Raw genomic sequence first — 13,403 nt, 5'->3', positions numbered from 1 at the left:
CGATGGACGCACAGTACAACCCCTTTGAAATCGAGCGCGACGCCCAGCTGTTCTGGGATACGAACCAGTGCTTCAAGGCGGTGGAAGACGCCAGCCGCGAGAAGTTCTACTGCCTGTCGATGTTTCCCTACCCCAGCGGCAAGCTACACATGGGGCACGTGCGCAACTACACCATCGGCGACGTGGTGTCGCGCTTCCAGCGCATGCAAGGCCGGAACGTGATGCAGCCGATGGGCTGGGATGCCTTCGGCATGCCGGCCGAGAACGCAGCCATCCAGAACCAGGTGCCACCGGCCAAATGGACCTACGACAACATCGACTACATGCGTCGCCAATTGAAGGCGCTCGGCTTCGCCTACGACTGGAGCCGCGAGTTCGCCACCTGTGACAGCGACTACTACCGCTGGGAGCAGTGGTTCTTCACCAAGCTGGTCGAGAAGGGACTGGTCTACAAGAAGATGGCCACCGTCAACTGGGACCCGGTCGACCAGACGGTGCTCGCCAACGAGCAGGTCATCGACGGGCGTGGCTGGCGCTCCGGCGCCCTGGTCGAGCGCAAGGAAATCCCGCTGTGGTTCCTCAAGATCACCGAGTATGCCGAGGAGCTATTGGCCGACCTGGACAAGGTCGAATGGCCCGAGCAGGTCAAGACCATGCAGCGCAACTGGATCGGCAAGTCGAAGGGGATCGAGCTCGCCTTCGACATCGCCGGCAAGGCGGGTGAAAGCCTCGAGCCGCTGCGGGTCTATACCACGCGCCCTGACACCCTGATGGGGGTCACCTACGTCGCTGTCGCTGCCGGACACCCCCTGGTCAAGCAGGCCGCCGAGGACGATCCTGAGCTGGCCGCCTTCGCCGCGGAGTGCGCTCGCGGTGGCACCTCCGAGGCCGACCTGGCCGTGATGGAGAAAAAAGGCATGCCCACCGGGCACCGCGCCGTTCACCCGCTCACGGGGCGCGAGGTGCCGGTCTACGTGGCCAACTTCGTTCTCATGGAGTACGGCACCGGAGCGGTGATGGCGGTGCCCGGTCACGACCAGCGCGACTGGGAATTCGCCACCAAGTACGGCCTGCCGATCGAGCCGGTGATCGCCGACGCCCAGGGGCGGACGCCGGATCTCTCCCAGGGCGCCTATACCGAATACGGCACCTTGATCCATTCAGGCGAGTTCGACGGCCTCGATTTTCAGGCCGCGTTCGACGCCATCGCGGCACGCCTCGAGCAGCAGGGGCACGGTGAGATCAAGACTCACTTTCGCCTGCGCGATTGGGGCGTGGCGCGCCAACGCTACTGGGGGGCGCCGATCCCGGTCAAGTATGGCCCCCAAGGCCAGACCGTGCCGCTGACCGATGACGAGCTGCCGGTCGAACTGCCGATGGAAGTCACCGTCGACGCCTCGGGGTCGCCGCTCAAGAAAATGCCGGCGTTTTCCGATCTCGGCGATGGCTGGGTGCGGGAGACCGATACCTTCGACACCTTCATGGAATCGTCGTGGTACTACGCTCGCTTCGCCTGCGCCGACAACCGTCAGGCCATGCTCGACGAGCGCGCCGACTACTGGCTGCCGGTCGATCTCTATATCGGCGGAATCGAGCATGCCATCCTGCACCTGCTTTACGCACGCTTCTTTCACAAGCTGATGCGCGATTTCGGTCTGGTGAATTCCGACGAACCCTTCCAACAGCTGCTGACCCAGGGCATGGTGATCGCCGAGACGTTCTACCGTCCGACCGAAAACGGCGGCAAGCAGTGGTTCAACCCCGCCGACGTCGAGGTCAAGCGCGATGAGAAGGGCCGCCCGATGAGTGCCGTGCTGATCAGCGACGGTCAACCGGTGGAGATGGGTGGCATCGAGAAGATGTCGAAGTCGAAGAACAACGGTGTCGACCCACAGGCGATGATCGATCGCTTCGGTGCCGATACCGTGCGTCTGTTCATGATGTTCGCCGCGCCTCCCGAACAGTCGCTGGAGTGGTCCGATTCGGGAGTCGAGGGCGCCAACCGGTTCCTTAAACGTCTTTGGCGCCTGGTAGCCGAGCACCTGTCGGCCGGCGAGCCGGGCATCCTTGACGTTGCGTCAATCGATGACGCTCAGCGGGATCTACGACGCAAGACACACGAGACGATCAGAAAAGCGAGCGACGACATCGGTCGACGCACCACGTTCAATACCGCCATCGCGGCGGTGATGGAACTGACCAACGCCCTGTCGAAGTTCGATGACGCTTCGCCGCAAGGCCTGGCCGTGGCCCGCGAGGCCATCGAAGCCTGCGTACTGTTGCTCGCCCCGATCGTCCCGCATGCTTGCCATGCCCTGTGGCGTGAACTCGGTCATGTCGAGCCAGTCATCGATGCGCCCTGGCCGTCGGTGGACGAAGCCGCCCTGGCACGTGACAGCATCGAGCTGGTGGTACAGGTCAACGGTAAGCTGCGTGCTCGCATCGAGGTCGACGCCGAGGCCGACAAGGACAGCATCGAAGCTCAGGCCTTCTCTGCCGAGAACGTACAGCGCCATACCGAAGGCAAGACAGTGCGTAAGGTCATCGTCGTGCCTGGCAAGCTGGTCAATATCGTGGTTGCATGAATCACCTCGAGACGGGAGCGCACATGCATCGACGCCGTTTTCTCACTCTTGCCCTGGTCGGCGGCGCCAGCCTGGCCTTCGCCGGCTGCGGCTTTCGCTTGCGCGGTTTCGACGATTCAGGGCCGGTCATTGACGAGATCGCCCTGGCCGGGGTCGATAGCGCATTCCTGCGCATGGCAGAAGCCCATCTCAGCGCCGTGGGCACGCGAGTGCACGATGACGCTCCCCTGGTGCTCAACCTGGGCGAAGAGACTTGGCACGAGCGCTCGTTGAGCGTGCTCGACAGTGGCTCGCGTGAACTGGAGATAACGCTGGCGCTGCCGTTCTCGGTGCAGCGGCGCCGCGACGGCGCCTACCATCTCCAGCAGCAGCGACTCGAGGCAACCACTCGAATCAGCGTCAACGATGACAACCTGCTGGCCCAGGACGATCTGCGCGAAGAGGCGCACCAGGAGCTTCGCCGTGAGGCGCTGCGCCAGCTGCTTGAACGCCTGCGCGCGCTGGAAGACGCCTCGCCATGAAGACTCGCTGTGGGTGCATACGTGAAAATCTTTGTCGATAAGCTCCCTGAGGCACTCGCCAAGAAGCTGCCCCCTGTGGTGATCGTGGCCGGCGATGAGCCGCTGCAGCACATGGAAGCCTGCGACGCCGTTCGCGCCGCCGCGCGCGAGAGTGGTATCGAGGAGCGCGAGGTGCTGCACGTGGAAGCCAATTTCGCCTGGGGAAAGCTGCACGAGGCAGCGGCCAGCCTGTCGCTTTTCGCCTCGAGCAAACTGATCGAACTGCGCCTGGGCAACCACAGCCTGGGGCAGGAAGGCGGGCGAGCGCTGAAGGAGTATGCCGACGCCCCCGGTCTACGCGACAACGTGCTGTTGATCGCCATGGGCAAGCTCGACTTCCGTCAACAGAAAAGCGCCTGGTTCCAGACGCTCGACAAGCTCGGCCTGTTCGTACCGGTATGGCCGGTCGATGCCTCGCGGCTGGGCTTCTGGCTGCGCGACCGCGCCGAGCGCCACGGTTTCTCCCTCGATCTCGATGCCGCCCGCCTGCTCGGCGAACGCACCGAAGGCAACCTGCTCGCCGCCGATCAGGAACTACAGAAACTGGCGCTGCTCCTGCCACCCGGCAGTCGCGTCGGCCCGGCACAGATTGCCGGCGGGGTGGAGGACAGTGCCCGCTATGATGTCTTCAACCTGACCGAGGCCTGTCTCAAGGGGGAGCGCGAGCGGGCCTCGAGGATCGTGCGGGGCCTACGTGGCGAAGGCGTGGAAAGCCCCATCGTGCTATGGGCACTGAGTCGTGAACTGCGCACGCTGTTGTCGCTGCACCAACATCTCGATCAGGGCCAAAGCTTCGAGTCGGCATGCAAGGCACAGAAGCCGGCCATCTTCGACAAGCGCCGCCCCGCCTACCAGCAGGCCATCGCCCGGCTTCCGCGCAAGCGGTTGCACAAACTGCTGCTGTTCGCTCAGCGCCTGGATCTGGCAATCAAGGGTGCCAATCCCCTTCCCCCCTGGGAGGGCTTGCACGACCTGGCCCTGACGTTGGCTGGGGGCCGCGGCCTGCTGGCCGAGCTGCCGGCGTCGTACCGGATTGGCTAATCGACCCAGTCTCTGCCAGGTGCAGCGGCGGCCTTCTCCAGCGTTTTCCGGTCCCTTCGCTGGAACGATCATGCAAGGGCATGAAATCGCAAGCGCTTTCTGCTTATACTTACATGGCATCGCTGGAGCGCGAAAGCTCGCCGACGGGTGAGCGTAGGATCATTCAAGAGCCGGAAGTCCATCCCAAGAAAGAAGGAACCAAGCCATGAAAACACTTTGCCGCTTTCTCAGCCCGCTGCTGATCCTGGCCCTCGTGCTCGGTAGCGTCTCGGCTACCGCCGCCCCTCTCCCGGCCAGCGACCTGGTCTCCACCCAGGCCGCCCTATCCGCAGAGAGCGCCACGGCCGACCGCGAGCGCATCCAGGAGATTCTTTCTCGCGCCGACGTGCAGGAGCAGTTGGTCGCGCAGGGCGTCGATCTCGACGAAGTCGAGGCACGCGTAGCGGCTCTTTCCGACGAGGAGGCGCGCCAGATGGCCGAGCAACTCGACCAGTTGCCCGCGGGTGCCAGCGTCGTGGGCGCCCTGCTGGTCGTGTTCCTTGTCCTGCTGGTGACCGACATTCTGGGCCTGACCAACGTCTTCCCCTTCACCCGCTGATGGCTGGCTCATGATTCGCCATCCTTCACGATATTTTGCGAACGCCCGCCCTGCGGGCGTTCTGCTGTTGGGTTTGCTCCTGTCGATACTGGCTGGTTGTGCCAGTACGCCGCGCCTGAACGAGACCAGCGAACGCACGCTGCCACGTCAGGCCTTCATCGAGGGAGTACCGTTCCACGCTCAGCGAGACTACCAGTGCGGGCCCGCCTCACTGGCCATGGTGCTCAACCAATCGGGCGTGGCCGTGCCCATGGAGACGCTCATTCCACAGGTCTTCATTCCTGGGCGCGAGGGCAGCGTACAACCCGAGATGCTCGCAACCGTTCGACGCCACGGACGCATTCCCTTCGTACTCAACGACTCGTTCGATGCGCTGCTGACCGAGATCGCCGCCGGCCACCCCGTCGTCGTGATGCAGAATCTATCGCTGCCTGCCTGGCCGATGTGGCACTACGCCGTCGCTATCGGTTACGACCGGGACACCGAGGAGATGACGCTACACAGCGGCGAAGAGGCTCAGCGTATCGAGTCGTTCCGCCGCTTCGACGCCACCTGGGCCCGGAGCGGACGCTGGTCGTTCATTGCCCTGCCGCCGGGCGAATTGCCTCATGCCGCCAGCGAGCGACGCACCTTGGAAGCGATCGCCACTTTCGAGCAAGTGCAGGGCGCCGAGGCAACACTTCCCGCCTGGGAGGCCTACGTCGAGCGCTTTCCCGATTCCGCCATGGGCTTTTTCGCCCTGGGCAACGCCCGGCACGCGACAGGGGACACTGAGGGCGCCATCGAGGGCTTTCGCAACGCCGTCGCACGTCGCGATGACCACGGTGCAGCGTGGTTGAACCTGGGGCTTTTATTGCGAGCCCACGACAAGCCCGAGGAAGCCAGGCAAGCCTTGACACGCGCCGCGGAGCTGCCCGGGCCGTGGCAGCAGCGCGCGCAGGAAGCGCTGGAAACGTAGCGCGGCGCTTCCCTTGGCTCAGAACACTCGAACCGAGGTGTTCCGCCACGCCTTCCTTCGGCGCAAGCTCGCGTTGCCGACCTGATGGCAGGTTTGCAGGAGGTTGACACGCTGGAGGACGGCGAGTCCTTGCTCCTGTAGGGCGCCTGACGCTATTGCGGCACTCAGCGCCGGCAGCCTCAGGCTGTCCGGTTTCACACCATCCCTGGCCATGGCCCACTCCGGACTGGCCATTATCGTCTTCCAGTCGGCCCAGGAGCCCTGATAACGCCTCTGCCATCCAAGGCGTCTCGCCATCTCCCGCACGCTCCACAGGAGTGTGTGCAACGGAAAGTTCGCCCACCAGGGGAAAGCCGGCAGCCGACCGTCGGCATGTAGCAAAAAGCGCGTCCGTTTCAGGTAAGGCCCGAACGCAGCGAGGAACAGCCGCCGATTGAGCTTCCAGCGCGCGGGACAGGCGGCGCTGACCTTTACCGCCTCCTTGGCCATGAATACCTCATAGCTTCTGAACAGGCGACGATTGCTGTAGAGATTGGAAATACCAAGCCGCATCGTCATCGGCCACAGCGAGAACCACTCATGGGCGCTTTGCGGCCGCATGGCTCTCACCTCGTGAAAGTGCTCGCGACGTCGGCGCGTCACCTCCTGCAGCAGGTGGTCGGGAAACAGGCGGCTCTCCACCGGCTGGGTACGTGTCTCGCCTGATAGCTGCCACTGCGGCAAAAAACTGAAATAACTGGACAATGGCGGCTTTCTCACGGAGCGCGACTTCAACAGGGTATCGCTGACATATCCCCCAAAAACGGCCTCGTAGTCCGCAAGCCCGTGACGACGATGGAAACCCAAGGCGTGCGCATGGATGTATTGGTGCCCGCTCCCCACCAGGCGCGAAGCTTCCGGAAGAATGATCAAATAGTGCAGGGTGTCCCGATAGTCGGGGAGAAAGCGAGCCCCCGAAGCGGATGCCACCTTCTCCGCTATGCGTCCCTCTCGGGTCATGCTGTTGAGAAAGATGAAGCTGTCTCGCTCCAAGCGCTTCGGTAGCATGGCGGCCAATACCCGGGAGTCCTCGCCACCGCTAATGAACTGGGCCACCCGCCGCATCGGGCTCGTGACCCGCTCGATGTAGCCGTCGAGCCCCTCCCTCAAGGCTTCGGCCGCCTCCCCGAGGTTGCGGAACGGCGCTGTCTCCTCGGGCAGCCAGTAGGGGGTACGCTCGAGGCAAGGAGTTTCACCATGGCGCAGCCGGTACACATGCTTCGTGGCGGGATGGCACTGACGAATCTGACGATAAGCGCTGTAGGGAAAGGTCACGACATCGTGAAGAACGAAATCGACCAGCGAGGCCTCATCGAAATCCACCTCCTGACCGCAGACTCCCGCCAGAGCATCGACATGCGTCCCCAAGGCCAGCCAGGACTTGCGCTGGTAACGATAGACGGGGATGAACATCATGAGATCGGTGATGCAGGTGACACGACGCGAGGCCTTGTCGATGATCAGGATAGCGAAGGGACCACTGAGATCCTCGCTCCAATCCATCCGCCCTTCTTTCCAGTGGGCGAAAATGGCCCTCGTACCCGCCTGGTCGTCGCCACCTGTCAAGAAGCGGTTGTCCTGGAAATACAGAACCGGGCCGCCGATGACCACACAGAGATGGGTTCCGCTCTCGACCGGAGCGAAACCGGTATAGCGGGACGGGGTCACGGCCAGGGATCCCCAGTCGCCATGGTACTCTCGGGCAATGACGGGATCCTCGAGGTAAATCGATTCCAGTTCCTCGGCGAGGCGCCCAGGGGGAAGACGCCTGGAACTGAACAGGAAGTCACTCATACAATCCCTCGCATCGATGGCGATCCGACGATGACCCAAGGATTGGGTTCGTCGACGCCGGTGCCTAACGAAATCCATGTCAGTACACCTCACCCCTATCGCGGCGTCCAACCCCGTCTCGCCGTTGTCCGAGGGCGTCATCGGAATGGAACCAAGCCGACGCCGGGGAGAATCCCCACGACGAGACAGCGGCAACGAATCAGGTATGAGTTGCCTCCACCTGGAGTAATGACGAAACTAGTCATCCCGGACAAGGACTGGAGGTGCCCATGTCGTACGACATTGCACTGAAGAGAATCTATGCCGAGCCCGATACCTGCGATGGTGCCCGCATTCTGGTCGACAGGCTCTGGCCACGCGGCATGCCGAGGGAACGGTTGGAGCTGACCGACTGGTATCGCGATGCCTCGCCGTCCCTCGGTCTGAGCCGGCAACTCCGTAGGGGAGAGATCAGCGGTAGCGTGTTTGCCGTTCGCTACCGGGGGGAGCTACGCGACGCCCCCGACAACCTGTTCCCCCTCATGCGCCATGCCCGCCGGGGCAGGCTGACGTTGCTTTCTGCGACGCGCGACCTGGAAGCGTCCCACCTGCCCCTCCTGCGTCAGGCAATACTGGGCGCACTGCAGCAGGAAGACGCCGAGGACACCTCGCCCTCGTCCCCACCCTGTTACCTGGGATTGCTGGATCGGGATGGGCAGAACGGTCACGACTCATGACCGGTGCGCTGCCGCCCTCTCATGACGTCACGCAAGGCGACGCCATGTATCCAGGCCAGCCTCACCACTTCGGCCCGGCTCTCCATCGCAGCGAGCCGCTGAATCGCCAGGCGACGCGGAAGGAAACAGAGCTCGACAGCTCCCCACGCCAGGAGGAAGGCGAAGAAAGGCCACCACCAACGCCAGCCACTGACGACCCACAGCTCGAATGCAAAGAGAACCACGGGCGTCAACACCAACCCCCACCACGCCTGATGCCTCCCCAGGAACCGATTGGCGCGCAACATCTCCCTGCGCAGCTCCTTCGTTGATCTAGCGACGGGGAGGCGTACGGTATTCATCTTATTCATTGAAGCGCCTCATCAGAAAAACCGGTTTTTGATGAGTTGCTTTCAGCAGCGACAGCAGCAAAAAAATGCGTTGAAATGATCGTTCAATTCATCAGACAAAGAAGAAGCATCCGCGTGTACCAAACCGCCATTTGCCTGACGTTTTTCCTACCCGATCATGACACATCTCATGCTGCGATCCCCTGTCAGCATCCATTCTCGTGAATGAAATAGTCGAAAGCTTCTTATCCTCGTAGGGCTCTGTCATTTCCTCGAGCCACAGAGGTTTCGATACGACCATCTCAATACACAACATAACACAGATACAGAAATTAACATGTTTTCCGCGACTCGTCGGTACGCCCCCTCATCGTTACCTTACGCGCTGCATCGGGCTCAATGTTGGATTGTCTCCCCAGCTCAATCAGGCGTGCTCTCAGCAGCACCCAGCAAGCCATTGTCAATCCCAGGTAGCCGCTCAGCCCCCTCACGTCTCTCAACATGGACTGCGTCAACCCGAATCCCATGAAGGCGATGACGACCAGCAGACCTGATAACGCCAGGACCCTCGCCTGGGCATCGTGGGCGCGGCGTAAATGACGCGCGAACAGTACCGCCGGCACCCCATAGAAAGCGAGTAACGTCACAACCCCCAGCAGGCCGCGCCGTGCTGCGGTATCCACGAGGTCGCTGTGCAGTTGATCGTGGCACCTCGCGCCTGGGTGCAATACCCCGCTCTCGACCATCATGTCCCGTGCCCCCTCGAGACGTCCTTCTCCCCATCCCAACAGGGGCTTTTCCCTGAACATCCGTCCGCCCGCCTGCCACATCTCCAGACGCAGGCCCACGGAACTGCCGCCATCCCCCTCGAGCACGTAATGCCGAATATCGTCAATGGCTCGCTCCACTCGCTTGGTCACGCCGTAGTCCGTGATCGCGGTCATCGCTACCAGCCCTATCACCAGCAGCCAGCCCCCTCCAACCAGTTGCAGCAGCCGGCGCCGTGGAAGAAAAGGACGAAAGGCCCTGTAGCTCAGCCAGGCCAGCAGAGGAACAGCCACCCAGCCGCCGCGAGTACCGGATAGAAAGGAGGCGGCAAGACCGGCGATCGCGGAGAGCCCCAGGGCCGGGGTGAGCCAGGGTAAAGGAAGGGGGGGACGGCAAAGGCGCCCCAGCATGGCCGCCAGCGCCAGCACGCCAATCAGAAGGGAAAGATTACCGAAGGGAATGGCATTCATACCGTTGTCGGCGCGATAGGCGCCAAGCAAGAAGCGTTCGTACAAGGCAATGACACCGGCGCCCGTCCCCCCCACCACCAGGCCCAACCACAAGCCCGCCCGCAAGGGAGGATGTCGGCGCCACCACATCAATAATCCTGCCGTCAACAAGGGCCATAACGGCATCGCTTCACTACCCCGCTCCAAGCCAAGTAAAACGCCACTGCGAGCGAGGTCCAAGCACCACAGCCCCGAGAAAGCCATAAAAGCCAGCAGCCAGAGCCGGTCCTCCGCATCCAGCCTCTCCGGCTGTTCTCTTGTCGGATCGCGGCGTAGCACTGCCCCCATGAGAGCCAGCATCAATGCCGTCAACGACACCGCCTTGTATCCCCAGGGCACCAGGAGCAATAGTGAAACGAAGGCGACCAGCAGCATCGTATTCACCCATCGCCAAGCGCTGTCGCCCCGCTCGACCGCCTGCCGTCCCGACATTGCTTGCGACATTCGCCACGCCCCCGATCACCGCCATGTTCTGTCTCGCACCTTCCGCGTCGCGCCTAGGCCCGCTTCATAACTTGCCGACCCAGCTATCGGCAGCCTCGCGAAGCAACTGGTGCACGTGTCGAAACGCCTCGGCGCTCTTGCGGTAGGGATCGGGAATTTCACGTCCCTGGCCACCATCCAGCCAGCGGCCGAAAAGCATCGTCTTACCCAGTACGGAAGGGGCCATCTGGCCGACGGCAAGACGCTGCCCATCGGACATCACCATCACCAGGTCGGCCTTGAACAGGATGTCCAGGCTGACCTGGCGTGCCTCGTGGGCGCCGACGTCCAGACCTTCGGCCTCGGCCAGGGATCGGGCCGTGGGTTCTACCCCCTGGCCTTCCAGAGCGTTCAGGCCCGCTGTCTCGATCTGCTTGTCGGGGAGTCGAGCCTCCAACATGGCCGCAGCGACAGGGCTACGACAGATATTGCCGGTGCAAAGTATCAGGATCCGTTGAAACATAACGCCTCGATGTTGTCATTGGCAGGATTGGCCAGGCTTCGGTCGGTCAACCATAAGACAGTTGTGGTAAGCCGCATCGCGCCTGCAACGCGCTCACCCGTTCCTCCCTAACATTAAAACTTTCACCTTCCTTTGCACAGAGAAGCGAGACAGTCACACCTATTCACTCAGCTTTATCTCTGACAAACCGATCCTACCTTCCCTCTCCTTGAAGGACGAAGCTTCTCCTCACCACTGCTTTATATTTTGCCTTCTTTACGCTGTAACCAGCGGCATTTCTAGCGAATCCAAGTTTAGGAAAATCAACTTGGGAATTCCTACCTCCTTTCATATGCTTTGTAACATACATTAACAAAGCGGCGAGCTTGACGCTAATTACATAGACCTGACAGCCATTATTTTTCAAGCTTTTTTAGATATTACTTGAAGAAAGGATTCGACATGTTGATGATTCTCTATCGTCTTTTTCGCCTGCCTCGCCACTACAAGCGAATGATCCAGCTTTTCATCGACGCCATCTTGCTGACACTCAGCTTCGTCATGGCCATCTGGTTGCGCCTCGAGAACCTGGAACCGCTGCTGAACCCAGCCTCTTGGGTGATGTGGATGACCGTACTGCCGATAAGCTTGGCAATATTCGCGAGGCTGGGGTTTTACCGTGCGGTAATTCGCTATCTGAGTGCCAAGGCGCTGAAAACGCTACTGATCGGGATTTCGGGCTCCGCGGCTCTGCTCGTGATCATCTCCAGCCTACTCGCCATTTCTCTGCCGCGGTCAACCTGCCTGATCTATCCGATGCTGGCTTTGCTCAGCGTAGGCGGTGTGCGCTATTTCCTGCGCTCGCTGAACATGCATAGCATGATTCGCTACAAGGCCAGGGTCATCATCTACGGGGCCGGAGCGGCAGGCTCGCAGTTGGTGAATATCCTTCGGCAAGGTTCGGAATATGCGCCAGTTGCCTTCGTCGACGACTGGCGGGGAATGCACGGCACCTTCGTCGAGGGGCTGCAAGTCTACGACCCCGATAGGCTGCCGCGTCTGCTCAAGCATTACGGGGCCGAACGGATCCTGCTGGCCATGCCCAGCGCACCGCGTTCCCGCCGACGGGAAATCCTGCGCATCCTGGAACCCTTATCCGTCCCCGTACAGACCCTGCCGAGCATGGAAGACATGATCGCCGGTCATGCACGTCTCAACGAAATTCGCGATGTCACCGTGGAGGATCTCCTGGGACGTGACCCTGTGCCACCGAACCAGGAACTGCTGGATGCCAATGTCCGCGGCAAGGTGGTCATGGTCACCGGCGCGGGGGGGTCCATCGGTTCGGAGCTGTGCCACCAGTTGCTCCAGCAGGGACCCAGAGAATTACTGCTGTTCGAGCTCTGCGAGTTCGCGCTCTACTCCATTGAGCGCGCTTTGCGTCAGCGAATGCAGGAACAGGGATTGGAGGTTTCGGTGAGGGCTCTGCTGGGCTCTGTACAGGATCGGCAGCGCCTGGATACCGTGATGCGTACCTTCGGCGTGGAAACCATCTACCACGCCGCCGCCTACAAGCATGTTCCCATGGTGGAACATAACGTGACCCAGGGCATCCTCAACAATGTCTTCGGTACCTTGGCCACGGCTCAGGCGGCCTTGGCCTGCAAGGTGGAAACCTTCGTGCTGGTTTCGACCGACAAGGCGGTACGTCCTACCAACGTGATGGGTACCACCAAGCGGATCGCCGAGTTGATCTGCCAGGCACTGGCCGACCATCAGTCACAGACGCGCTTCAGCATGGTCCGCTTCGGGAATGTCTTAGGCTCCTCCGGCTCGGTGGTTCCACTGTTCCGTGAGCAGATCGCCCGAGGGGGGCCCATTACCGTGACCCACCCCGAAGTGACCCGCTATTTCATGACCATTCCGGAGGCCGCCCAGTTGGTGATTCAGGCGGGAGCGATGGGTAGCGGTGGAGACGTCTTCGTCCTCGACATGGGGAAGCCGGTACGCATTGCGGACTTGGCAGCGGAGATGGTCCGACTGTCGGGGCTGGAAGTGTTGAGCGAGGAGAATCCCGAAGGTGACATCGAGATTCGTCATACGGGCCTGCGACCCGGCGAGAAGCTTTATGAGGAGCTGCTGATTGGCGAGAACGAGGCGCCCACCGCCCACCCGCGCATCAGGACCGCCAGGGAACACTACTGGCCCTGGTCACGCATGGAAGCCTATCTGGGTCAGCTACTGCAGGCTGTCGAGTACCTTCAGCACGAGCGGATTCGTGAGCTGCTGATGGTGGCTCCCACGGGCTATGTTCCACGAGACGGGATCGTCGACCTGGTGTGGCTAGGTCGTAATGCCGCTTCCTCCAGGCAACGCTCGCTGGACCTCCCCCTGGAAACCGGGAGCCGGCCGGCCAGGGCATCGGATACCCGTACGACCGCTCCCACCGCTTACCTATCCTCGACTTCCCTGAAGGGGTGAAGGGAGCTCCTCCTGGGCGGGGGTAGGCCAGGCGCAGAGGGCGGCTCGCGCCCAGTTTGCCCCGTCGGAATGGCAGGCATGGCGAGACGTGGCGGTTCCC

11 protein-coding genes are annotated in these 13,403 nt (G+C 61.9%); 7 read left to right on the top strand and 4 right to left on the bottom strand.

From position 1 onward, the window contains the following. Window positions 1-2: 2 nt before the first annotated feature. From leuS to F0A17_RS01485, 5 genes are all read left to right on the top strand, one after another. Window positions 3-2,585: a leucine--tRNA ligase gene (gene leuS / locus F0A17_RS01505; RefSeq protein ID WP_149326570.1), complete on the top strand. Its 2,583-nt coding sequence runs from the start codon at window positions 3-5 to the stop codon at window positions 2,583-2,585. Between the two features lie 23 nt (window positions 2,586-2,608). Continuing rightward, entirely contained in the window at window positions 2,609-3,106 is a 498-nt protein-coding gene (locus F0A17_RS01500) for an LPS-assembly lipoprotein LptE (protein WP_149326569.1), read from the top strand. A gap of 21 nt (window positions 3,107-3,127) precedes the next feature. Beyond that, entirely contained in the window at window positions 3,128-4,186 is a 1,059-nt protein-coding gene (holA, locus tag F0A17_RS01495; protein ID WP_149326568.1) for a DNA polymerase III subunit delta, read from the top strand. Between the two features lie 205 nt (window positions 4,187-4,391). Next, window positions 4,392-4,784: a PA2779 family protein gene (locus F0A17_RS01490; protein ID WP_149326567.1), complete on the top strand. Its 393-nt coding sequence runs from the start codon at window positions 4,392-4,394 to the stop codon at window positions 4,782-4,784. A gap of 67 nt (window positions 4,785-4,851) precedes the next feature. Continuing rightward, window positions 4,852-5,742: a PA2778 family cysteine peptidase gene (locus F0A17_RS01485; protein ID WP_323849400.1), complete on the top strand. Its 891-nt coding sequence runs from the start codon at window positions 4,852-4,854 to the stop codon at window positions 5,740-5,742. Between the two features lie 18 nt (window positions 5,743-5,760). Here F0A17_RS01485 and F0A17_RS01480 read toward each other — a convergent pair whose 3' ends face one another. After that, window positions 5,761-7,575 (bottom strand): asparagine synthetase B family protein, encoded by a 1,815-nt coding sequence (locus F0A17_RS01480; protein WP_149326565.1) that lies wholly within the window; start codon window positions 7,573-7,575, stop codon window positions 5,761-5,763. 269 nt (window positions 7,576-7,844) lie between these two features. Between F0A17_RS01480 and F0A17_RS01475 the strand changes: the two genes are divergently transcribed. Continuing rightward, window positions 7,845-8,291 carry a DUF488 domain-containing protein gene (locus F0A17_RS01475; RefSeq protein WP_149326564.1) on the top strand — a complete coding sequence of 149 codons (447 nt, stop codon included), beginning with the start codon at window positions 7,845-7,847 and terminating at the stop codon, window positions 8,289-8,291. Here the strand turns inward: F0A17_RS01475 and F0A17_RS01470 are convergent. The 3 genes from F0A17_RS01470 to F0A17_RS01460 all read right to left on the bottom strand — a co-directional run bounded on the left by F0A17_RS01470 (window position 8,279) and on the right by F0A17_RS01460 (window position 10,843). Continuing rightward, the gene (locus F0A17_RS01470) at window positions 8,279-8,641 is read right to left on the bottom strand and encodes a hypothetical protein (protein WP_149326563.1); all 363 of its coding nucleotides are present in this window, start codon (window positions 8,639-8,641) and stop codon (window positions 8,279-8,281) included. The two genes, F0A17_RS01475 and F0A17_RS01470, sit on opposite strands and share 13 nt — an antisense overlap. A 311-nt stretch (window positions 8,642-8,952) precedes the next feature. Then, window positions 8,953-10,272 (bottom strand): O-antigen ligase family protein, encoded by a 1,320-nt coding sequence (locus F0A17_RS01465; RefSeq protein WP_187774587.1) that lies wholly within the window; start codon window positions 10,270-10,272, stop codon window positions 8,953-8,955. Between the two features lie 133 nt (window positions 10,273-10,405). Then, window positions 10,406-10,843, bottom strand: a complete 438-nt coding sequence (locus tag F0A17_RS01460; protein WP_149326561.1) for a low molecular weight protein-tyrosine-phosphatase — start codon at window positions 10,841-10,843, stop codon at window positions 10,406-10,408. Between the two features lie 441 nt (window positions 10,844-11,284). On the opposite strand from F0A17_RS01460, the gene F0A17_RS01455 reads away from it, so the two are divergent. After that, window positions 11,285-13,303, top strand: a complete 2,019-nt coding sequence (locus F0A17_RS01455) for a polysaccharide biosynthesis protein (RefSeq protein ID WP_149326560.1) — start codon at window positions 11,285-11,287, stop codon at window positions 13,301-13,303. The last annotated feature ends 100 nt before the right edge of the window (window positions 13,304-13,403 follow it).

The organism is Billgrantia pellis, assembly GCF_008297955.1.
In the GTDB taxonomy this organism is placed as follows: domain Bacteria; phylum Pseudomonadota; class Gammaproteobacteria; order Pseudomonadales; family Halomonadaceae; genus Halomonas; species Halomonas pellis.
This window is presented reverse-complemented; position numbering and strand designations above follow the sequence as displayed.